20 protein-coding genes are annotated in these 21,042 nt (G+C 47.9%); 7 read left to right on the top strand and 13 right to left on the bottom strand.

Annotated features, from left to right (window positions below; all coding sequences use genetic code 11):
* Positions 1 to 107 precede the first annotated feature (107 nt).
* The 3 genes from recJ to xerD all read right to left on the bottom strand — a co-directional run bounded on the left by recJ (position 108) and on the right by xerD (position 3,652).
* The gene (recJ, locus tag TSUB_RS02470; protein ID WP_087016352.1) at positions 108 to 1,838 is read right to left on the bottom strand and encodes a single-stranded-DNA-specific exonuclease RecJ; all 1,731 of its coding nucleotides are present in this window, start codon (positions 1,836 to 1,838) and stop codon (positions 108 to 110) included.
* A gap of 90 nt (positions 1,839 to 1,928) precedes the next feature.
* On the bottom strand, positions 1,929 to 2,678 hold the full coding sequence (gene dsbC, locus TSUB_RS02465) for a bifunctional protein-disulfide isomerase/oxidoreductase DsbC (protein ID WP_087016351.1): 750 nt from the start codon (positions 2,676 to 2,678) through the stop codon (positions 1,929 to 1,931).
* Between the two features lie 119 nt (positions 2,679 to 2,797).
* On the bottom strand, positions 2,798 to 3,652 hold the full coding sequence (gene xerD / locus TSUB_RS02460; RefSeq protein ID WP_087016376.1) for a site-specific tyrosine recombinase XerD: 855 nt from the start codon (positions 3,650 to 3,652) through the stop codon (positions 2,798 to 2,800).
* A 299-nt stretch (positions 3,653 to 3,951) separates the two neighbouring features.
* On the opposite strand from xerD, the gene fldB reads away from it, so the two are divergent.
* Positions 3,952 to 4,467 (top strand): flavodoxin FldB, encoded by a 516-nt coding sequence (fldB, locus tag TSUB_RS02455; protein ID WP_087016350.1) that lies wholly within the window; start codon positions 3,952 to 3,954, stop codon positions 4,465 to 4,467.
* An 86-nt stretch (positions 4,468 to 4,553) separates the two neighbouring features.
* Here the strand turns inward: fldB and brnQ are convergent, their stop codons facing one another.
* Positions 4,554 to 5,867, bottom strand: coding sequence for a branched-chain amino acid transport system II carrier protein (brnQ, locus tag TSUB_RS02450; RefSeq protein ID WP_087016349.1), 1,314 nt, complete (start codon positions 5,865 to 5,867; stop codon positions 4,554 to 4,556).
* Between the two features lie 337 nt (positions 5,868 to 6,204).
* Between brnQ and TSUB_RS02445 the strand changes: the two genes are divergently transcribed.
* Both TSUB_RS02445 and srmB read left to right on the top strand, forming a co-directional pair.
* Positions 6,205 to 6,972 (top strand): tRNA1(Val) (adenine(37)-N6)-methyltransferase, encoded by a 768-nt coding sequence (locus tag TSUB_RS02445; RefSeq protein ID WP_087026367.1) that lies wholly within the window; start codon positions 6,205 to 6,207, stop codon positions 6,970 to 6,972.
* A 64-nt stretch (positions 6,973 to 7,036) separates the two neighbouring features.
* Positions 7,037 to 8,263, top strand: a complete 1,227-nt coding sequence (gene srmB / locus TSUB_RS02440) for an ATP-dependent RNA helicase SrmB (protein WP_087026370.1) — start codon at positions 7,037 to 7,039, stop codon at positions 8,261 to 8,263.
* A 48-nt stretch (positions 8,264 to 8,311) separates the two neighbouring features.
* Here the strand turns inward: srmB and TSUB_RS02435 are convergent, their stop codons facing one another.
* Both TSUB_RS02435 and TSUB_RS02430 read right to left on the bottom strand, forming a co-directional pair.
* Positions 8,312 to 9,082, bottom strand: a complete 771-nt coding sequence (locus TSUB_RS02435) for an ABC transporter permease (RefSeq protein ID WP_087026372.1) — start codon at positions 9,080 to 9,082, stop codon at positions 8,312 to 8,314.
* On the bottom strand, positions 9,079 to 10,005 hold the full coding sequence (locus TSUB_RS02430) for an ABC transporter ATP-binding protein (RefSeq protein ID WP_087026375.1): 927 nt from the start codon (positions 10,003 to 10,005) through the stop codon (positions 9,079 to 9,081). Before TSUB_RS02430 ends, TSUB_RS02435 begins: the two co-directional genes overlap by 4 nt.
* A gap of 97 nt (positions 10,006 to 10,102) precedes the next feature.
* Here TSUB_RS02430 and can point away from each other — a divergent pair, with 97 nt between their 5' ends.
* Positions 10,103 to 10,750 carry a carbonate dehydratase gene (can, locus tag TSUB_RS02425; RefSeq protein WP_087026378.1) on the top strand — a complete coding sequence of 216 codons (648 nt, stop codon included), beginning with the start codon at positions 10,103 to 10,105 and terminating at the stop codon, positions 10,748 to 10,750.
* A gap of 98 nt (positions 10,751 to 10,848) precedes the next feature.
* Here can and hpt read toward each other — a convergent pair whose 3' ends face one another.
* Entirely contained in the window at positions 10,849 to 11,382 is a 534-nt protein-coding gene (gene hpt, locus TSUB_RS02420; RefSeq protein WP_087026381.1) for a hypoxanthine phosphoribosyltransferase, read from the bottom strand.
* Positions 11,383 to 11,607: 225 nt separating this feature from the next.
* Here hpt and TSUB_RS02415 point away from each other — a divergent pair, with 225 nt between their 5' ends.
* The gene (locus TSUB_RS02415) at positions 11,608 to 12,222 is read left to right on the top strand and encodes a TetR/AcrR family transcriptional regulator (RefSeq protein WP_087016542.1); all 615 of its coding nucleotides are present in this window, start codon (positions 11,608 to 11,610) and stop codon (positions 12,220 to 12,222) included.
* A gap of 153 nt (positions 12,223 to 12,375) precedes the next feature.
* Here the strand turns inward: TSUB_RS02415 and TSUB_RS02410 are convergent, their stop codons facing one another.
* From TSUB_RS02410 to TSUB_RS02385, 6 genes are all read right to left on the bottom strand, one after another.
* Positions 12,376 to 13,407: an ABC transporter ATP-binding protein gene (locus TSUB_RS02410; RefSeq protein WP_087016544.1), complete on the bottom strand. Its 1,032-nt coding sequence runs from the start codon at positions 13,405 to 13,407 to the stop codon at positions 12,376 to 12,378.
* Complete coding sequence (locus TSUB_RS02405) at positions 13,404 to 15,029, bottom strand: ABC transporter permease (RefSeq protein ID WP_087016546.1); 1,626 nt, start codon at positions 15,027 to 15,029, stop codon at positions 13,404 to 13,406. Before TSUB_RS02405 ends, TSUB_RS02410 begins: the two co-directional genes overlap by 4 nt.
* Positions 15,030 to 15,084: 55 nt before the next feature.
* Complete coding sequence (locus tag TSUB_RS02400; protein ID WP_087016548.1) at positions 15,085 to 16,095, bottom strand: Fe(3+) ABC transporter substrate-binding protein; 1,011 nt, start codon at positions 16,093 to 16,095, stop codon at positions 15,085 to 15,087.
* Positions 16,096 to 16,258: 163 nt separating this feature from the next.
* Positions 16,259 to 17,494 carry an ammonium transporter gene (locus tag TSUB_RS02395; protein WP_192867813.1) on the bottom strand — a complete coding sequence of 412 codons (1,236 nt, stop codon included), beginning with the start codon at positions 17,492 to 17,494 and terminating at the stop codon, positions 16,259 to 16,261.
* Between the two features lie 8 nt (positions 17,495 to 17,502).
* Entirely contained in the window at positions 17,503 to 17,841 is a 339-nt protein-coding gene (locus tag TSUB_RS02390; RefSeq protein WP_087016552.1) for a P-II family nitrogen regulator, read from the bottom strand.
* Between the two features lie 196 nt (positions 17,842 to 18,037).
* Positions 18,038 to 18,418, bottom strand: coding sequence for a YacL family protein (locus TSUB_RS02385; RefSeq protein WP_087016554.1), 381 nt, complete (start codon positions 18,416 to 18,418; stop codon positions 18,038 to 18,040).
* Between the two features lie 63 nt (positions 18,419 to 18,481).
* Between TSUB_RS02385 and TSUB_RS02380 the strand changes: the two genes are divergently transcribed.
* Both TSUB_RS02380 and TSUB_RS02375 read left to right on the top strand, forming a co-directional pair.
* Positions 18,482 to 19,618: a sugar diacid recognition domain-containing protein gene (locus TSUB_RS02380; protein WP_087016556.1), complete on the top strand. Its 1,137-nt coding sequence runs from the start codon at positions 18,482 to 18,484 to the stop codon at positions 19,616 to 19,618.
* Between the two features lie 125 nt (positions 19,619 to 19,743).
* Positions 19,744 to 21,009, top strand: coding sequence for a GntP family permease (locus tag TSUB_RS02375; RefSeq protein ID WP_087016558.1), 1,266 nt, complete (start codon positions 19,744 to 19,746; stop codon positions 21,007 to 21,009).
* Positions 21,010 to 21,042: the final 33 nt, after the last annotated feature.

The following is a 21,042-nucleotide window of genomic DNA, read 5'->3' as shown; positions in this document are numbered from 1 at the left end:
AGGGGGAGAAAGGCGATTTTTTCTTACACTATTTTTCGAAGGAATACAGCGTTGAATGCGATAAAGCGTGATACAGACCCCGAACTCAGGGTCTGCCGACACGCTACTTAGCAAGGTTCAATGTGCTCTACCATCAGCTGCACACTTTCGTTTCCACGGAAGATATTGATATCTAAGCGATAAGCCAGCTGGATGCGGGTAACCGATGCATCGGGCCAACGACGTAAATCAACATTGAAGGCGATCGCATCAATCATCTGTCCTGCGCCACCTTGACTCAAAGGCTCTAACATCAGTTTCAAATGCTTGCCGCCCACAAGACGCTGCTGTAACACACGGAACTCACCATCAAAGATCGGTTCAGGAAACGCTTGCCCCCAAGGGCCCGCTTGACGCAACATTTCTGCAGTCTGCAATGTCAGCTCATGACCCGCTAACTCGCCATCACTGAGTATCACCCCACGGAGCGAGGCTTCATCCACTTCCTGTCGGACCGCACTATCAAACGCAGCGCTGAAAGCATGAAGCTTGTCACGTGGAATCGTCAATCCTGCCGCCATGGCATGCCCACCAAACTTCAAGATCATACCGGGATTTTGGGTATCAATAAGATCAAGAATATCCCGCATGTGTAGACCCGGGATTGAACGACACGAGCCCTTGATCAACCCGTCGCCACCATCAGCAAAGGCAATCACTGGACGGTGATATTGATCTTTGATTCTCGAGGCGAGAATACCGATGACACCTTGGTGCCAGTCGCTTTGATGCAGCACGATCCCACAGGGCATTTCTTCTCCAAGCTGAAGACGCTCGCAAATAGCCACCGCTTCTTCTTTCATCCCCTGCTCGATCTCTTTGCGGGTTTGGTTGAGTCCATCCAGTTCAGACGCTAACTGTCGGGCAAGATTAATTTCCTCGCACATCAAGAGTTCAACACCGTGACTCATATCCTCAAGGCGACCTGCGGCGTTAATGCGAGGCCCCAATGCAAACCCCAAATCACTGGTAACCAAGCGACTTTGATCGCGGTTAGCCACTTCAATCAATGCTTGAATACCAGGACGACACTGGCCTGCACGAATACGCTGCAAACCTTGGTGAACAAGAATGCGATTATTGCCATCTAATGCCACAACATCGGCCACCGTGCCGAGCGCAACAAGGTCAAGTAAATTCGCTAAGTTAGGCTCTGCAATGCCCTGCTCTTTAAACCAATTGCGCTGTCGCAATTCAGCTCGCAACGCCAACATTAAATAGAACGCGACCCCTACACCACATAAGGCTTTTGAGGGGAAATCACACTCATGTAAATTTGGATTCACAATGGCATCGGCATCCGGCAGAGACTCGCCCGGCAAATGGTGATCAGTAATCAGGACTTTTAAGCCATGGGCCTTAGCCGCCGCCACACCCGACAACGACGAGACGCCGTTATCTACCGTCATGATGACTTCCGCCCCTTTGGCGATGGCTTGCTCAACGACCTCCGGGCTTAATCCGTAGCCATCTTCAAAGCGGTTAGGCACCAGATAATCAACATTGTTTGAGCCAAGTTGACGCAACGCCAAGACAGACAGTGCCGAACTTGTTGCGCCATCAGCATCAAAGTCGCCAACAACAATAATGCGCTGTTGTGCGGTTAACGCTTCCAGTAGCAACGCAATCGCATCATCAATACCGTGTAATGCTTGATAAGAAAGCAAGCCCTTAGCACTGCGCTCAAGCTCTTGTTCTGATTGGATGCCTCGATGGGCATAGATACGCTGGAGTAGCGGCGGTAGTTGGGATGAAAAGCCAGAGGTATCTCCAGCTGGTCGACGCTGAATTTCAATCATAGTTATCTACAAAAATGCCCGTTCCTTAGAACGGGCATCTTATCCTATCGTATCCGACAGCAAAACCACTGCGAAGGGGAAAATCCGCGCTTAGCCCGGATTCTGCTCTAGTGTCTGTAGCAAACGTCCAGCAGGCTGATATCCCGGAATCACATTACCGTCTTCCAAGATAATGGCTGGGGTCCCACGAATCCCCATTTGGACACCCAGCTCATAATGACCGCGCACTAACGTGTCACAAGCAGTAGAAGATTGATTAAATCCGCCCGCTTTCGCTTCGTCCATCGCGGCAATTTGATCCTCTGCGCACCAAATGGCGCTCAATTGACCAAAGTTACCTGCATTTAAACCGCTCCGTGGGAACGCGAGGTAACGCACCGTAATACCCGCATTATTGTAGTCAGCCATCTCTTCATGCATTTTGCGGCAGTAACCACAAGAGGTATCGGTAAAGACAGTGACAACATGTTTCTCATCTTTGGCTGGGTAGACAATCATTTCATCTGCCATCTCAACCATTTTCGAGACATTCACTTCCGCTTGACGACGTTCAGTCAAGTTCACCGGCTGAGCGCTCAAATCAAACAAGTGGCCCGCGAGAAAGTGTTGACCATCATCAGACATGTAAAACACACCACGATCAGTGGTGATCTCTTTAAGACCGGCAATCGGTGAATCAGCCGCGGCTTGGATAGTAAGCTGCAATTTTTTCGCCGCTTCGGTCAGTGCCGATGGCACTGCAGGCGCGTCAGTTTCTGGTAATTGCGCTGGCTCTGGTGAGGCGACAACAGAGGCTGATACTAATGCCAAGGCAACAGCACAAGAACGGAAAATTGGCATGGGTTGTCCTTATTTGAATCGGAATCTAAACAGTCTAGACCTTCATATTGATGATTTGTTGCATACAGAGCAATTATTTATCGCAAGCATGGAAGCCAAATGAACACATAATGTCCATGCTATGCACGCGGATGGTGCTCACTGTGAAGCTTCTTCAAACGCTCGGTTGCAACATGGGTATAGATTTGCGTCGTCGATAGGTCACTATGCCCCAACAACATCTGCACAACGCGCAAATCAGCCCCATAGTTGAGGAGGTGAGTCGCGAATGCATGACGCAAAACATGAGGCGAGAGTCTATCACTATCGATATTCGCACGTTGGGCGTAATGTTTGATTCTGTGCCAAAATGTCTGCCGTGTCATCTGCTTAGCGCGTCGACTAGGAAAGACGACATCACCACTCACCTCGCCCATGAGCTGCGGTCGCCCTTGTTGTAAAAACCGCTCCATCCAATCGATGGCATCTTCCCCCATCGGAACAAGACGCTCTTTGTTTCCTTTACCAACAACACGCACCACACCTTGGCGCAAACTGACATTCTCTGTGGTCAAACTGACTAACTCCGTCACACGCAGCCCAGTCGCGTAGAGCAGTTCCAGCATAGCGCGATCACGCAGTTCTATCGGATCACGTTCATCAGGGGCGTTGAGCAATGCTTCCACTTCACTTTCAGTGAGATCTTTCGGCAAACGTTTGGGTAATTTAGGGCTTTGCAATAGCGCACTGGGATCATCATTGCGCAATTTTTCGCGATGAAGATATTGAAACACGCGCTTCAACGCCGAAATCATTCTTGCTTTCGAGGTCTGCTCATACTCTTTTTTCTGCATCCACGCTTGATAACCCACCAGATCGGCACTAACCACGGTCATGAGCGTCAGCTGATTATTCTCTAGGTAAGTCAGAAAAGTACTGAGATCGTGCCGATAAGCACTGATGGTATTATCCGCCAGACCGCGCTCCATCCACATCGCATCGAGAAATTGCTCTAATAGTTGTTGATCGCTCAAAAAAACTCTCCAGCGTTAGGTGTCGTTTACTGGATATTCCAGATATGTACTGTATTAAAACACAGTACTTATGCGCAAGCTACCTCAAGATATCGGGTTCAGCAGCCCACTGAGCAACGCGAGTTCGAAGTCAACGGGTGAAAGCGTGGTTTTCCCTTGTCAAACACAGGCGTTCATGAGGCGATTTCCCCCTCCGAAATTGCATATTGAATGGACTTGAGTATAGTAACCACCAAAAGTGATATATAGGGAATTCACGCATGAAGATTGGCCTATTCTATGGCTCAACCACGTGTTACACCGAAATGGCTGCTGAGAAGATCCGAAGCACACTAGGCGAAGATCTGGTCAGTATTCACAACGTTAAAGAGAGCTCATTAAGCCTCACCAAGGATTACGATCTGCTGATCTTCGGGATTTCCACTTGGGACTTCGGTGAGTTACAAGAAGACTGGGAAGCTATCTGGAGTCACCTCGACAATCTGAAGCTAGAAGACAAGGCCATCGCCCTCTTCGGCTTAGGAGACCAAGAAGGTTACGGCGAATGGTACCTGGATGCGATGGGCATGCTGCATGAGGCCCTGCTCATGAGTGGCGCACAGATCATCGGTTACTGGCCTAATGAAGGCTACGACTTCAGCGCATCCAAAGCGTTGACCGAAGATAAAAGTATGTTCGTCGGTTTAGCACTGGATGAAGATAGCCAGTATGATCTCAGCGATGAACGTATTGCGAGTTGGTGTGAACAGATCATGCTGGAGTATAGCGAGCTGTAGTCGCCTTACCTCCTCCTTATCGCATGACTAAAAAAGGGATGCCAATGTGGCATCCCTTTTCACTATCTACTCAAGCAACAAGCACGTTATGCTTTTGCGGTTTTGGTCGCCGTCACCGCTGTTTTCTTACCAAAGATAACGGTCAATACGAGCGCCGCTGCCGTTGGCATTAACCAAGCCATACCATAATCAAACAGTGGAATAACACGGAATGCTGACACATTGAAACCAGCAACTTTTGCAGCGTCAATCATGCTAAACGACAGTGCAACCAACATCACCACACGGTAAGAAAGTACCGGGTTTGGCAATAGGCGACGCACAAACGTCAAAATCACTAGTGCCATCGCGATGGGATAGAGTGCAAACAGGGCAGGTAGCGAGATGATGATCAACTGATTAAGACCGACGTTTGCCACCACACAACAGATAACAGAGAGGATCACGACCCAGTTTTCATAAGTGATTGAAGTCAGTTTACAGAAGTAGTCCGAACACGCACTGATCAAGCCAACGACAGTAGTAAGACACGCAAGCAGTACAATCAATGACAGAATGCTCTGGCCAGCTGGGCCATAGAGTGCAGCGACGTAAATCGCAAGAATGTCACCGCCATTACTCGCTTCAGGTGCGATAGATACACTGGTCGCCCCAAGGTAGAACAGAGAAACATAAACGAACGCCAAACCAGACGCCGCGATGAGACCCGCCATCACAAGATATTTACGTGTTGCTTTCTCGTCACTGACACCCTTACTGCGTACGGCATCCACAATTACCATACCAAACAGTAACGCAGCCACTGCATCTAAGGTGTTGTAGCCTTCAACAAAGCCAGTAATGAAAGGCATATCAATGTAAGCGCCTTGCGCTGCAACGATATCACCCTGAGGGTTAACCACCACTGTTACCGCAAGTGCAATCAGCGCCAAAAATAGGATAGGCGTCAGGAACTTACCTACCATATCAACCAGGTTACCGCGCGAACGAGATAAGAAAAGCGCAATCGTAAAGAATACGACTGAGAACAGCGTCAGGCTCAACTGACCCGCATCAGCAATGAAAGGTTTCACGCCCATCTCATAAGCAACAAGCCCCGCACGCGGTGCCGCAAATGCTGGACCAATAACAATAAAGATAGTCACAGCTAATAGCGTCGCGACTTTGCTAGGTAAGTCGCGCGTCAAACCTTCCCATCCGCCCGCAACCGCAACGGCAATAATTGCAATAAGCGGTAAACTTACACCGGTAGAGAGAAAGCCCAGTGTCGCAGCTAGCAGGTTGTCACCCGCAAGTTGGCCAGCTTGAGGCGGGAAAATAATGTTTCCTGCTCCCAAGAAAAATGCGAAGGTCATAAAGCCTAACGCAAAGACATCCGTCATACTGAGTGATTTTTTCACAACAATATCCTTTATATTTGAAGCTGTTTTATTGTGTTGAGCATCTCCAGCATGTTGCAAAGGAATAGTCACAAGTAGGACAAAAAATTTTCAACTAGCAAAGAGATCATTGGCAGCATAATGAACAATCAGTCATAAACTTGCAATAGCGCAGGCTAAAACACCATTATGTTTGGCTCTAATGCCAAAAACTAGAATATATGACCAATTTTAAGGTTTTAGCCACATTAAAGTAATGATAAATTGCTTTAATTGAATTATTCACAAAAGAATAAAACAAAAATATACGGTAAATTCACAAAAACAAACACTAAAGACAACATACATAGACAGATAGATGCAAGTTTTTCAATTTAAGCAGTTCGCCGTCGATCACACTAAGTGTGGAATGCCTGTCAGCACAGATGGGATTTTACTCGGCGCTTGGGCTCCTTTGCCTGAAAAGGGCCACATTATAGATATCGGTACGGGGAGTGGACTACTTGCCTTAATGAGTGCACAGCGCTGCCCAGAAGCAAAGATCAGTGCGATTGAACTGGATGCAGAGGCGGCAGAGCAGGCAACGAAAAACGCGCTCAACAGCCCTTGGTCTCGTCGAATTACCGTATACCATCAAGACATTCGATACTGGATGAATTCCAATCACAATCAAACCTCGGGCAGTATTATTTGTAATCCACCCTACTTCAACAGTGGAGAGACATCCATCAAGGCGGGACGCGCCGTCGCTCGTCACACCGAGCACTTCAGCCATCAAGATCTCCTCACTTGCATCGCTGCCATGTTGAGACCACGCGATGAGGCACACCTGATATTGCCTAAGGTTGAAGGCGAGCAGTTACTGACCTCGCTCCCTGAGCATGCGCTTTTTTGTGTGCGGCGCTGTGACGTTAAAACAACGATCCGCAAACCTGTCAGCCGACTACTCTTATCGTTATCGCCCACAGAGATGTCATGCGACGTTAGCCAGTTGATCATTCATGAAGGCGACGGATACAGCGACGCGTTCACGGCCTTAACCTGGCCTTTCTACCTCAATATGACGTCACCTGATCACCAGAGTACAAAGATCGATATCGATAGCTCGGATGATCCTGTATCTTAAGCAGACTTGAGTATATAATCTCGCCCCTTGTAAATTGAGTACCGATTAAGTCCGGAGAAACGACGTGGTAAGAACCTTTTCAGAGCTGGATCTCGATGTAGATCTGCTTGCTGCAATTGAAACAAAAGGGTATTCGCGACCGACAGAAATTCAAGCGAAAGCGATCCCTGCCGCCATGGACGGACTGGATGTGTTGGCTTCAGCACCTACTGGCACCGGTAAAACGGCTGCTTTTTTGCTACCGACATTACAACACTTAATCGACTTCCCACGTCGTAAACCCGGACCTGCGCGTGTATTGATCTTGACGCCAACCCGCGAGCTCGCAATCCAGATCGCGGATGAAGCGCGAGAACTGGCAGCAAATACCGACCTGAAAGTGTTTACCATCACAGGTGGTATCTCTTACGACGAGCACGCTGAGATTTTAGGCAAGACACAAGATCTTGTCGTCGCCACACCGGGACGCTTGATGGAGTACATCAATGCTGAGCGCTTTGATTGCCGCGCCATTGAATGCCTTGTCCTCGACGAAGCTGACCGTATGCTCGACATGGGCTTTGGGCCGATTGTTGACAAGCTCTCTCACGAATGCCGCTGGCGCCGTCAAACCTTGCTTTTCTCTGCGACACTTGAAGGCAAAGGGGTACACGGCTTTACCGAAGATCTGTTAAATGAGCCTGAGCGTATTGAAGCGAGCCCTTCACGTCGTGAGCGCAAGAAAATTCACCAGTGGTACTATCGCTGTGACGATATGGATCACAAGATTCAGTTGCTTGAGCACGTGTTGAAGAGCGATGAATCTGAACGAACCATCATCTTCTTAAAAACCCGTGAGCGATTAGCAGAGTTGCGTGAAAAACTCGACTCGATGCAAATCCCATGTTGCTGGCTTCAAGGTGAGATGGCACAAAGTGCGCGAAACAATACCATTGAGCGCTTCAAATCAGGGAAAGTGAACATTATGCTCGCTACCGATGTCGCTGCGCGCGGTATTGATATCCCCGATATCAGCCATGTGATCAACTTTGATCTACCACGTACTGCTGACGTTTATCTTCACCGTATTGGTCGCACAGCACGAGCAGGTAAAAAGGGCTCAGCCGTGTCGCTAGTCGAAGCTCACGATCAAGCAATGATGGAACGCATCGGCCGCTATATGAAAGAGCCCGTTAAAGAGCGCTTTGTCGAAGAGATGAAGCCGAAACATAAAAAACCGGCATTTGCGGTCAAGAAAAAGAAGAAAAAGCCGATGCCAGGTGCTGCGCGTAAAGCGAAGAAAAGCAGCTAACATCCAATAAAAAAGGGCCTCTCGGCCCTTTTTTATTGTCCACAACCCTTAGCTACGTAACCCTGTTCCAGTTGAAACTAGGCGATAAGCGATACTGTATAGCGCAATCACAAACAGCGTCAGTACGCCGAACGAGGTGCTAATCGCCACATCAGACACACCTAAGAAACCGTAGCGGAACGCATTGACCATGTACACGATAGGATTAATCTGCGATACCCCCTGCCAGAACTCCGGTAATAAGCTGATCGAGTAAAACACCCCGCCTAGGTAAGTCAGAGGGGTCAGCACAAAGGTAGGTATGATACTGATATCATCGAAAGTCTTCGCAAATACCGCATTGATCAATCCGCCCAACGAAAAGACCACGGAAGTCATCAATACCGTCGAGAAAATAATCAACCAACTCGATACGGTAAGATCAACAAACAACAACGACACACAAGTAACAATGACGCCGACGGCAAGGCCACGTGCCACGCCACCGGCAATATAACCTAAAATGATGATGTGATTGGGCACAGGCGCGACCAGCAGTTCTTCAATGTTGCGCTGGAACTTCGCACTGAAAAACGATGAAGCCACATTGGAGTAGGAGTTGGTAATGACCGACATCATGATTAGGCCAGGCACAATGTACTCCATGTAACTGAAGCCTCCCATTTCACCAATACGGCTGCCGATCAAGTTGCCGAAGATGATAAAATAGAGTGTCATCGTGATCGCTGGTGGCACTAACGTTTGTACCCAAATCCGAGAGAAACGATAAATCTCTTTGATAACGAGGCTTTTAAACGCGACCCAAAACTGCTGTGTCATGATGATGCCTCCTGACTCTCTTGAATAAGTGAAACAAACAACTCTTCTAATCGATTAGCTTTGTTCCGCATCGAATAGACTGTGAAATCCTGTGCGGTCAGCTGCATGAAGACTGAGTTCAACCCCGCTTCTTTCGGTACATCGACCTCGATAGTGTGATCATCAATCACACGCATATCGACACCTTGTAGAACAGGCTCCCTGCCATTCAAATAGATATCCAACACAAAGGTTTCGACTTGCAGCTTTCCAAGTAGCGCTTTCATCGATGTATCTTCAATGATTTCGCCTTTGCTAATAATACCGATATTGCGACACAGCATTTCCGCCTCTTCAAGGTAGTGCGTGGTCAAAATAATGGTAATCCCTTGCTCTTGATTGATCTCTCGCAGAAATTCCCACATCGAGCGGCGCAACTCGATGTCGACACCCGCAGTTGGCTCATCCAAAATGAGTAACTTAGGCTCATGCATCAACGCTCGGGCAATCATTAATCGGCGCTTCATGCCACCAGAGAGGTTTCTTGCGCGTTCTTCACGTTTTTCCCACAAATCCAACTTTGAAAGGTACTTGTGAGCACGAAGGCGCGCTTCATTCCGGTCGACACCGTAATACCCCGCTTGATTGATAACAATCTGCTCTACCGTTTCAAACTGATTAAAGTTGAATTCTTGAGGGACTAAGCCAATGTGCTGTTTAGCGGCAACAAGGTCTGTATCTATGTCGTACCCAAAAACCCGCACTTTACCTGTGGTCTTATTGACGAGTGAGCTAATAATCCCGATAGTCGTTGATTTTCCGGCACCATTTGGGCCTAACAGTGCATAAAAGTCCCCTTCTTCTACCGTCAAAGAGAGCGATTTTAATGCCTGAAAGCCACCAGCGTACGTTTTGTTCAAATTTGATATTTCAAGTGCTTTCATAGAATCCACGTGTAATAAATCCAAAGTCTCAAATAATCCGACCTCTAGGCTCAGTATCTGCGGTATAGTACGCTCAGTAAATTACAAAGGCATCATCATGGCAGAAATAAAGCAACTCTTTGCAAATAATAGCGAGTGGGCCTCGACGATAAAGGAGGAAAAACCGGAGTTTTTCACCCATCTTGCTAAAGCCCAGCACCCAGAGTATTTATGGATTGGCTGTTCTGACAGTCGAGTACCTGCGGAGCGATTAATTGGCATGGATTCCGGCGAGCTCTTCGTGCATCGCAACGTCGCCAACCAAGTCATTCATACTGATCTCAACTGTTTATCTGTAGTTCAATATGCGGTCGATGTGTTGAAAGTCAAGCATATCATAGTCTGTGGCCACTATGGGTGTGGTGGTGTTGCCGCCGCCATTGCCAATCCGCAACTCGGCCTTATCAATAACTGGCTGCTTCATATTCGTGATCTCTACCTAAAGCATCGCGCTGATCTTGGCAAACTTGAGCGCAGTGAATGGGAAAACAAACTGTGTGAAATCAACGTTGCTTCTCAGGTCTACAACCTTGGTAATTCAACCATCATGCAAAGTGCCTGGGAGCGAGGCCAGCAAGTCAAAATTCATGGTTGGATCTACGGGATCAATGATGGCGTGTTAAGTGACTTGGGTGTCACCGCCAATAGTCGCGAATCGGTTGAGATAAGCTATCAAGCCGCAATGGCCAATATTTTACCAAATTAAAACGCAAACGATTCACCATACGAATAATTGAGTTATAGGCACAAAAAAAGCAGCGAAAAGCTGCTTTTTTATTGAAAATAACACCATCAAATATCGACTTAGTCTTCCAGCGGAATCACTTTTCCGATGAAAGGTAAATGTCTGTATTTTTGGGCGTAATCTATGCCTACGCCGACAACGAATTCATCAGGAATTTCAAAACCAACCCAATCAACCTCTACGTCAACTTCGCGACGCTCAGGCTTATCTAGAAGCGTACAAATACGGATTGAGTTAGGGCCGCGCAGAGAAAGAATCTCTTTCACTTTGTTTAAGGTATTACCTGTATCGATAATATCTTCAACTAACAGAACATCTTTTCCTTCGATTTCATCGTCCAGATCTTTCAAGATGCGGACATCGCGCGAGCTTTCCATACTGTTGCCGTAGCTTGATGCGGTCATGAAATCCACTTCGTGTGGTAGATCAATCGCACGGGCCAGATCGGCCATAAATACGAAAGAACCGCGAAGTAGTCCTACCATGACGAGATTGTCTGAGCCTTTGTAACACTCGGTAATTTGTTTACCCAACTCCTGTACCCGTGCCTGAACATCCTGCTCAGAAATCAATACATCAACTTTGTGCTTCATTATTGCCTCCGTGGGCGCAGTTGCATATACTGCCACTTGGTCTATTACATCAGTGTCAGCAATTATATCACAACTTTAATGCAAGTAATTGGCATGATTACAAGGACCGGAGAGGCTCATCACATAGACTAATTGCATACAATGGGTTGTATAAGTAAAGTGATGAGATATTGACCACAGATAATTATAATTTATTTGCTTTTTTGGCTAGGGAATTTGTAAGACATGGAAACTTTAATTAAAAAAACACGTACTCGGCTATCGCCCGAGAAAAGAAAACAGCAATTGTTGGATTACGCTTTGGAAGTATTTGCTCGCCGAGGTATTGGTCGTGCTGGTCACGCGGATATCGCCGACATGGCAAATGTCTCCGTTGCAACCGTGTTCAACTATTTTCCAACGCGGGAAGAGTTGGTAGAGCAAGTCCTTGCTCAAGTTGAACAAAAATTCGATGACATCCTCACTCAGTGCCTTTCGCTAGCGGACCAATCACTACGCGGTAGCATGGAATGCTTAACGCATCGTTTAGTCGATGCTGTCCTTGAAGAGAAAGAGTGGCTGAAAGTCTGGTTTGAATGGAGCACATCTGTTCGCGATGAAGTATGGCCTCGTTACATCGCTAGCAACAATCGCACGATGGAACGCATGACCGAAGCCTTCAAACCTGCAGCGGCACAGTTGAACCTCAACAACGTCGAGGACACCGCACGCTTGCTACATGGTGTGTGTTATGTGCTTTACCTTCAAGCGAACCTAACAAAAGATCGTGAGGCGCTACAGGCTCAAGCAAACAGCTATCTCGATATTCTTTGTCCAGCGCAAGCAGAAAAATCAGAATAGCGTCGATTTTTACACTGATTACTCATTAAAAAATCGCCTCAAAAAACAAAACGAGTAAAGCAAATGCTTTACTCGTTTTTTTAATGCTCGAATAACACAGTAATGGTTACTTGGCGATCATTTCTGATTTTATCAATAAGTTAAAAACCCATCTTAAGCCGCAGCAAACAAAACGGGGGCATGAGGTTCAATCACCACACGCACTTTTTGTCCCTCTTCCAACTGATGGTTTGATACTGCGGTAATGGTAAAGCCAAAGACTTCCACTTGGTAACGGCTGCTGTCTCCCATGAAGATCGCCTCAGTCACTACACCTTCACCATTCACATCAGGTTGAAGCTGAACATTTTGTGGACGCAGTAGCCACTCTGCATTGCCATTATCATCGACAAACAATGGCCTATCATCAATCGCAATGTTCCCCAACGGCGTTTGCATCACACCCTCGCCAGTAACACGCACGGGTAAGTATGATCCTGCACCTAAAAATTCAGCAACAAATCGGCTTCTCGGACGGTAGTACAGCTCTTCCGCTGTGCCATATTGCTCAATCACCCCCTCATTCATTACGGCCATTTTGTCGGCAAAGGCAAACGCCTCTTCACGGCTATGAGTAACAAAAATAGCCGTCACACCTTGCGCTTTAAAAATGCGGCGGATCTCTTTGATCAATGAATGCCTGACTTGAGTGTCAATGTTAGAGAAGGGTTCGTCCAGTAAGATAAGATCGGGCTCGCTGGCCAATGCACGGGCGATAGCCACACGTTGCTGCTGCCCTCCAGAAAGCTGATGCGGAAAACGTTCACCCAACCCTTCCAAGCGCACCAATTCCAGCATCTGTGTCACTTTCGCCTCGCGGCGATCATGGGTCCAACCTTTAAGCCCGAAGGCAATATTACCGGCAACAGTGAGGTGAGGAAACAACGCATAATCTTGAAAGATCATGCCAATATTACGCTTTTCTGGTGGCGTTTGCGTCATATCGCACCCTTTTATCGCCACTGCACCTTCATCAAGCGGAATGAGACCCGCCATGGCTTTCAGTAACGTCGTTTTGCCACAACCACTCGCACCTAACAGACAGACTATCTCATGGTCACAAACATTCAGATCGAGATCAGCGAGTATCGCTTGTCCTTGATAACTGCAGCCTAATTGGCGAATAGCAAGGGTACACTCGGTCATGATTTCTGCTCCAAGGATCGATTAACAACAATAAGCGGGATTAACCCTACTAAGACTAGCAGTATTGCCGGTAAGGCGGCATGCTCAAGTTGCTCATCTGAAGCAAAATTGAACACATAGGTGGCAAGTGTTTCAAAATTGAACGGTCGCAACAGCAGCGCGGCATTCAACTCTTTCATCGACTCGATGAACACCAACAAACCTGCAATTAAAATCCCGCGTCGAATAAGGGGGAAGTGTACACGGCGTAGCATCGCCGTCGCATTGCATCCCATCGTACGCGCTGCCATATCCATCGATGGTGGGATCTTCGCTAAGCTACTCTCTACTGAACCAATAGCCACCGCACTGAAACGGACGACAAATGCCACAATCAGAGCAAACATAGTGCCTGACAGCAACAGTCCCGGCGGACGGTAATCCAATGAACGCACAAAGCCATTAATGAGATGATCCGTTGAGACTAGAATGATCATTACGCCAATAGCGAGCACGGTACCCGGCACCGCATAGCCCATAGAGGCTATTCTCAGAGGCACGACTGCACTCGATTTATTCACCAGACGACGATTAAAGTTCACCGCAATGGCAATAAAGCACGCTATCAATGCAGCCCAAAAGGACACCGACAAACTATTGATGCTGTACTGACGAAATTCTGGTGTCCAGCTCTCAGCAAAATAGTTGACCGCGTAATACAGCAATTGAAATACAGGAAAAAGGAAAGCGGCGCCGATCAGCCCCCAACACCAGGCCGCAGCAGCCCATTTACGCCAGCCAGAAAGCGGGTAAGGCTCAGGCTGAGCACTGACTTCTTGGTGAAACAGCTTCAGTTTACGACGACTATAACGTTCGGCAGAAAGCAGCAAAAAAATCACTAACAGCATGACAGCGGAAAGCTTAGCCGCTGCCGTAAGGCTTGAGTAGCCTAGCCAAGTGTCATACACCGCGGTGGTTAACGTAGGGACAGCAAAATAGCTCATGGTGCCGAAATCACCAACCGTTTCCATGGCGACCAAAGAGGCCCCCACTGCAATCGAAGGACGAGCGAGAGGTAGAGAAAGTCGTCGGAAGCTCTCCAATGGCGAGCATTTCAACAGCCGCGCAGAATTCAGTAAAGAGGCACTTTGCTCCATAAACGCGCCGCGTGCGAGCAGATAGACGTAGGGAAACAGTACCAGCGCCATAATCAATGCTGCCCCACCGATAGAACGGATGTCAGGGAAGTAGTAGTCATGGATGGTTTGCCAACCGAACAGATTACGAAGCCAAATTTGCACGGGGCCAGCATAATCAAACCAATCGGTGTAAATGTAAGCAACAATATAGCTGGGCATCGCCAGTGGCAGCACTAAAGCCCACTGCAAAACCTTTGCTCCCGGAACACGGCACATCACCATTAACCACGCACTTGGTACGCCAAAGATGATCGCCAAGAGTAAGGTGAACGCTACGACACTAAGGGTATTCCACGCATAAGTCCCTAACACGGTACTCATTAAGTGGGCAAAGATTTCATCCGCGTCACCGATCGCGGTATACACGATGGCTAAGATCGGCAAAACCAGCAGCAGAGATAATCCCCAACTACTGGTTCGCCAGAAAAGAAATTTTTCAGTCATTGCTAGTCATACTGCCCGACTTGCAATTAAGGGGAGCCGACGCTCCCCTACAAAATTACAAGTCAAATTTTACTTCGTCTAGTAACTTCATTGCTGCAGCGTGGTTATCTGCAATTGTTTCAAGAGAAACGTCATCTGCTACGAAGTCACCCCAAGAAGCAACCAACTCAGAACGCTTAACACCTTCTTTCGCTGGATACTCGTAGTTCACTTCAGCATACATGCTTTGCGCAACATCGCCAGTCAGGAACTCCATTAATTTCAGTGCGTTCTCTTTGTTTGGCGCATATTTCGCCATCGCCATACCACTGATGTTGATGTGAGTACCGTTTGCTTTCTCACCAGGGAAGTTGATGTAGACAGATTCAGCCCATGGCACCTGCTCAGGCGTGTTCACCATTTTACCGAGGTAGTAGCTGTTACCGATAGCGAGATCACAGAGACCTTCAGACACAGCACGTACCTGCGCGCGGTCATTGCCTTGTGGTTTGCGTGCTAGGTTAGCTTTGAAGCCTTCAAGCCATGTTTTTGCTTCTGCTTCACCGTGGTTAGCAATCATAGAAGCGACAAGAGAAACGTTATAAGGGTGTTTACCGCTACGGGTACAGATTTTGCCTTTCCACTCAGGCTTAGCAAGATCAAGGTAATCGAACTCTTCGCTCAACTCACCAACACGGTCACGAGAAGAGTAAACGCTACGTGTACGTAAAGTCAGGCCGAACCACGCGTCTTCTTCGTCACGGTACTGCGCAGGAATGTTAGCTTCGATCACTTCGCTGTTGACCGCTTGAACAAGGTCTTTGTTCGCCAGTTCTGCAAGACGGCTAATATCAACAGTCAGGACAACGTCCGCTGGGCTGAATTCGCCTTCTTGAGCGATCTTCTCAGCCAGACCCTTTTTCGCAAACATCACGTTTACTTTAATACCAGTCTCTGCAGTGAACTTCTCGAACATTGGTTCGATCAGAAATGGCTGGCGGTATGAGTATACATTCACTTCTTCAGCAGCAAATGCAGGTGCGCTCAATGCAGCCAATACAGCGGATGCAGCAACTAACTTTTTCATTACATTTCCCTATCTACGGACAACAATCTAAATGATAACGTTTATCACTATTTTTTAGGAATTATAGACGTGTTCCATGCAATTTCAATCAGATGTGACAAAAAAGTATGAAAAAGCCCCGCGAGTGCGAGGCTTTGATTTGTAACAAGTTATGAATTTTGAGCTACTTTAATGAGACAAACTCTGGATAAGATTCCACACCACAGTCATGCATATCCATACCTGCAAGCTCTTCTTCCTCGGTAACACGGATGCCTACCGTTGCTTTCAGTATCGCCCACACCACCATGCTTGCGCCGAACACCCATCCGAAGATCACTGCGGCACCAAAGAGCTGTGCGCCAAAGCTTGCGTCACCGTTACTAAATGGCACTACCATCAAGCCAAACAAGCCACACACACCGTGTACGGAAATCGCACCAACAGGGTCATCAATCTTAATCTTATCCAGACCAATAATACTGAACACCACCAAGGCACCGGCAACCACACCAATGATACACGCGGCAATCGGCGACGGTGACAATGGGTCAGCAGTGATAGCCACTAATCCGGCCAATGCACCATTAAGGATCATGGTTAAGTCAGCTTTACCCCAAGTGGTTTTGCACACCAATAGCGCAGCGATAGCACCGGTTGCTGCGGCAGCATTAGTGTTCAAGAAGATTTGCCCGACCGCTGTTGCATTTTCAAAGTCAGACACCATCAATTGAGACCCGCCGTTAAAGCCGAACCAACCTAACCACAAAATAAAGGTACCCAGCGTTGCCAACGGCATGTTTGAGCCTGGAATTGGGTAGATTTGGCCATTTTTGCCGTATTTACCCTTACGTGCACCAAGGAGTAACACGCCTGCCAATGCAGCAGCTGCACCCGCTAAATGCACAATACCTGAGCCAGCAAAATCACTAAAGCCTGCTTCTGATAAGAAACCGCCACCCCATGTCCAGTAGCCTTCTACCGGGTAGATAAAGGCGGTTAAGACAACGGCGAAGATTAAGAATGACCATAGCTTCATTCGTTCAGCCACCGCGCCCGATACCACGGACATCGCTGTCGCGACAAAAACAACCTGGAAGAAGAAGTCAGACTCTAAGGAGTGATCAGCCCCCTCAGCCTGCGAACCGATAAGCATCCCTAATGATGGCAACCAACCACCTTCGCCATTATCGACGTACATAATGTTGTAACCGACAATCAGGTAACAAGTACATGCAATGGCATACAAACAAAAGTTTTTAGTTAAAATTTCTGTGGTGTTTTTGGAGCGTACGAGACCTGCTTCTAGCATGGCAAAGCCTGCTGCCATCCACATCACCAACGCACCTGAAATTAAGAAGAAAAAAGTGTCTAGCGCGTAACGTAATTCTGTAACTGTTAATCCCAACTCTTCCATCATCCTACTCCTTACAGTGCTTCTGCGTCAGTTTCGCCAGTACGGATACGTACCGCTTGTTCAAGATCGTAAACAAAGATTTTGCCGTCGCCGATTTTGCCGGTCTGCGCCGCCTTAGAAATCGCGTCAACAATGCCATCCACGGTATCGGCGTGCGTGGCAATCTCGAGTTTTACTTTAGGGAGGAAGTCGACCTGATACTCTGCGCCTCGGTAGAGTTCAGTGTGGCCTTTCTGACGACCAAAGCCTTTCACCTCTGAAACGGTCATCCCGTCTACACCGACCTCGGCGAGGGCTTCGCGAACATCATCAAGCTTAAAGGGCTTAATTATTGCGCTGATTATTTTCATTGATTGCTCCTGAGTAAGTCTGTTCTGCTTTCCTACTCAGGTAATCAAGTGGCGTGCCAAAAATATAATCTCTTTTATTTCAGCATCTTAGGGTGTTACCCTGATAAATACGGTTCTCGGTCGCACCAATCAGGTGCAGAGGAATGTTTAAAGTAGTGCAAGTGCATTAGGTTGCACCAAATTGATCGTTTCTCGTCTAGCGACTCCTGACAAAAGCACACCAATCATCCAGCATTCTGAGGAGATCTTCCAAGCCACAGAGCGCGATCTGCTCATCGTCGTAAAAGCCCAAATCTTGCTGCTGATGCAACTCATCTAACTCCGTCTCACCCTGTAAGAGCATATTTGCCACCACCGTCACTTCACCCGACTGCATGATCACCGTGTAATGCTTGCCGAGATGACGCCATTCTTGCTCTGTGACACCCACTGATTGTAGCGCTTCACTCATTGCAGTGATCACAGGGGCTTGAGTGCCTAGCTCGTCAGTCAACCAACGCCCAAGCACCTCATGGCCCATAGAGAAACTAGCGTTATAGCTGCCATCAAGGGTATTCTTTTTAAATTCGTATTCCATTTCTTCACCTCATGTACTGATACCAGTATAGAAGGTCGCTAATTGTCAGGAAACTGAAGCAAAATGCAACTTACTCACGGGATTGCTCGGCAAATCGTTGCTCGTGCTATGAAAATTATCCAATTCTCAGTCAATGTAATGGATGAAAATGGGTTGATCATTGGCTCAGGGGATCCCAGTCGGATCAATCAACGCCATGAGGGCGCGATTTTGGCACTCGCTGAGCACCGCATCGTTGAGATCCACGCCAAGAGCGACCTCAAAGGAGTTAAACCGGGCATCAACCTTCCTATTCTTCATAATGGTAAAACCATAGGTGTGGTAGGCATTTCAGGCCCACCTGATCAAGTGCACCAATACGGTGAGCTTGTGCGTATGACAGCGGAGATGATCGTCGAACAAGCGGCACTCATGGCTCAAGTGCAATGGACGAAACGCCATCGTGAAGAGTTAGTACTGCAACTTATCGAAGGCTCAACCCTCAGTGAGCAGCAGCTCTATTCTGTCGCAGAGCAGCTCGAAATGGATCTCTCGGTGCCACGTGTCGCCGCGATTTTAAAAGTGAGTCCTCGAAAAGACGAGATCGTCTCACTGGATCACTTGCGTGAAGTCGTGCAAATGCTGGAGTTTCCGGAACGCAATAACTTAGTCGGTATTGCCTCAGTTGCCCAAAGTGAGATTGTGGTACTTAAGCCCGTCACTCTGGATGAGCATGGCTGGTCTCGTGACCAAGAAGAGAAGCGTATCGCGCAATTGATGCAGCGTATTCGTGAGCAAGCGGACTATAAAGTCCGTATCGCCGTGGGTGATTTCTATCCCGGTTTGTCAGGGCTCTCTCACTCTTATCGCACCGCGTTAGCCACATTAAGAGCAACACCTGCAGGTAAAAAAGTGATGTTTTATCAAGATCATATTCTCTCCGTCACCTTGAGTGGCGTCGATAAATGGCGCAAACAGCAGCTCACCGATCCCCTTGAGCGTCTCAGACAACAAGATCCCCGTCACATGTTAGAAAAAACCCTAGGGGTGTTTTTTGAACAGAATTGTGATTTAGCGCAAACCTGCCAAAAACTCCATATTCACAGAAACACACTACGCTATCGACTCGACAAGATAGAGCAGATAACTTCTTTAAAATTCAATAATATAAATGATAAAACTCACTTATACCTTGCGGTCATTGCACTTAAGCAACACTGATCAAATTGTGCAAGCGCACAAAAGAATGCGATTTTAACCCAATGATATTTGGTGTATTGCCTAAAGCATCTCAGCCGCAGACCTCCTACATTGCACACGTCCAATAATCCAAGGAACGTGAAACTATGATTGAAGTATCAACGTTGGGTGCCCTATCAGCACTCGTGATAGCCATCGCACTTATCCTGCGGAAAGTCCCACCAGCCTACGGCATGATGATTGGTGCCCTGATTGGTGGTGTTATCGGTGGCGTGTCATTGACTGACACCGTTGGCCTAATGATTGGCGGTGCACAAGGTATTGTTACCGCTGTACTCCGCATTCTTGCCGCTGGTGTGCTGGCGGGTGTCTTAATTGAATCTGGCGCTGCCACGTCTATCGCCGAAACAATAGTAAAAAAAGTTGGCGAGACGCGTGCCCTACTCGCTTTGGCCGTTGCGACCATGATTCTTACCGCTGTCGGTGTGTTTGTTGATGTCGCGGTTATTACCGTCGCACCGATTGCGATGGCCATCGCGCAACGCGCAGATCTTTCTAAAACTGCGATATTGCTCGCCATGGTTGGTGGTGGTAAAGCGGGTAACGTGATGTCACCTAACCCAAATGCGATTGCCGCAGCCGATGCCTTCGATGTCCCTCTCACCTCTGTGATGGCTGCCGGTGTCATTCCAGGCCTTTGTGGTATGGCCGTTGCCTACTTCCTTGCTAAACGTCTGGTTAACAAAGGCAGCAAAGTCGCAGAAGGCGAGGTGATCAACGTCGATCACTCCACACTACCCGCCTTTGGTCCAGCTATCATCGCACCATTGGTTGCTATCGCCTTGCTGGCACTTCGTCCTATCGCAGGCATTAATGTTGACCCGCTCATCGCTCTACCACTTGGTGGTCTCATCGGTGCTATTGTCATGGGGCGTGGTAAAGATGCTAACCACTTCGCAGTTTCTGGTCTAACCCGTATGGCGCCCGTTGCGGTGATGCTCATGGGTACAGGTACACTGGCAGGTATTATTGCAAATTCCGGTCTGCGTGATGGTTTGATTGATATTCTCACCGCTTCAGGCTTACCGACTTACCTGCTTGCTCCTGTCTCTGGTGCCATGATGTCACTCGCAACAGCGTCAACCACAGCAGGTACAGCCGTTGCCTCTGGTGTGTTTAGTACAACTATTCTTGACCTTGGCGTGCCTGCGCTTGCCGGTGCTGCAATGATACATGCGGGTGCCACTGTGCTTGATCACATGCCTCATGGTAGCTTTTTCCATGCGACAGGTGGCGCGCTGCACATGAATATCCATGAACGCCTGAAAGTGATTCCTTACGAATCCGCTGTCGGTCTGGTGATCGCTATCGTATCTACCTTGATTTACGGTGTGTTTGGTCTGTTCGTTTAACTCTCAGTGTCCTGTTCCGTTTTTAAGAGAAGA

The organism is Thaumasiovibrio subtropicus (genome assembly GCF_019703835.1).
Taxonomy (GTDB): domain Bacteria; phylum Pseudomonadota; class Gammaproteobacteria; order Enterobacterales; family Vibrionaceae; genus Thaumasiovibrio; species Thaumasiovibrio subtropicus.
The sequence above is the reverse complement of the archived record's forward strand: the minus strand, read 5'-3'. Positions and strand labels throughout refer to the sequence as shown.

Coding starts and splice junctions, on each gene's coding strand:
- recJ (WP_087016352.1), bottom strand. CDS start 1,838: ATGATTGAAATTCAGCGTCGACCAGCTGGAGATACCTCTGGCTTTTCA.
- dsbC (WP_087016351.1), bottom strand. CDS start 2,678: ATGCCAATTTTCCGTTCTTGTGCTGTTGCCTTGGCATTAGTATCAGCC.
- xerD (WP_087016376.1), bottom strand. CDS start 3,652: ATGTGGATGGAGCGCGGTCTGGCGGATAATACCATCAGTGCTTATCGG.
- fldB (WP_087016350.1), top strand. CDS start 3,952: ATGAAGATTGGCCTATTCTATGGCTCAACCACGTGTTACACCGAAATG.
- TSUB_RS02445 (WP_087026367.1), top strand. CDS start 6,205: ATGCAAGTTTTTCAATTTAAGCAGTTCGCCGTCGATCACACTAAGTGT.
- TSUB_RS02435 (WP_087026372.1), bottom strand. CDS start 9,082: ATGACACAGCAGTTTTGGGTCGCGTTTAAAAGCCTCGTTATCAAAGAG.
- TSUB_RS02430 (WP_087026375.1), bottom strand. CDS start 10,005: ATGAAAGCACTTGAAATATCAAATTTGAACAAAACGTACGCTGGTGGC.
- can (WP_087026378.1), top strand. CDS start 10,103: ATGGCAGAAATAAAGCAACTCTTTGCAAATAATAGCGAGTGGGCCTCG.
- hpt (WP_087026381.1), bottom strand. CDS start 11,382: ATGAAGCACAAAGTTGATGTATTGATTTCTGAGCAGGATGTTCAGGCA.
- TSUB_RS02415 (WP_087016542.1), top strand. CDS start 11,608: ATGGAAACTTTAATTAAAAAAACACGTACTCGGCTATCGCCCGAGAAA.
- TSUB_RS02410 (WP_087016544.1), bottom strand. CDS start 13,407: ATGACCGAGTGTACCCTTGCTATTCGCCAATTAGGCTGCAGTTATCAA.
- TSUB_RS02405 (WP_087016546.1), bottom strand. CDS start 15,029: ATGACTGAAAAATTTCTTTTCTGGCGAACCAGTAGTTGGGGATTATCT.
- TSUB_RS02400 (WP_087016548.1), bottom strand. CDS start 16,095: ATGAAAAAGTTAGTTGCTGCATCCGCTGTATTGGCTGCATTGAGCGCA.
- TSUB_RS02395 (WP_192867813.1), bottom strand. CDS start 17,494: ATGATGGAAGAGTTGGGATTAACAGTTACAGAATTACGTTACGCGCTA.
- TSUB_RS02390 (WP_087016552.1), bottom strand. CDS start 17,841: ATGAAAATAATCAGCGCAATAATTAAGCCCTTTAAGCTTGATGATGTT.
- TSUB_RS02385 (WP_087016554.1), bottom strand. CDS start 18,418: ATGGAATACGAATTTAAAAAGAATACCCTTGATGGCAGCTATAACGCT.
- TSUB_RS02380 (WP_087016556.1), top strand. CDS start 18,482: ATGCAACTTACTCACGGGATTGCTCGGCAAATCGTTGCTCGTGCTATG.
- TSUB_RS02375 (WP_087016558.1), top strand. CDS start 19,744: ATGATTGAAGTATCAACGTTGGGTGCCCTATCAGCACTCGTGATAGCC.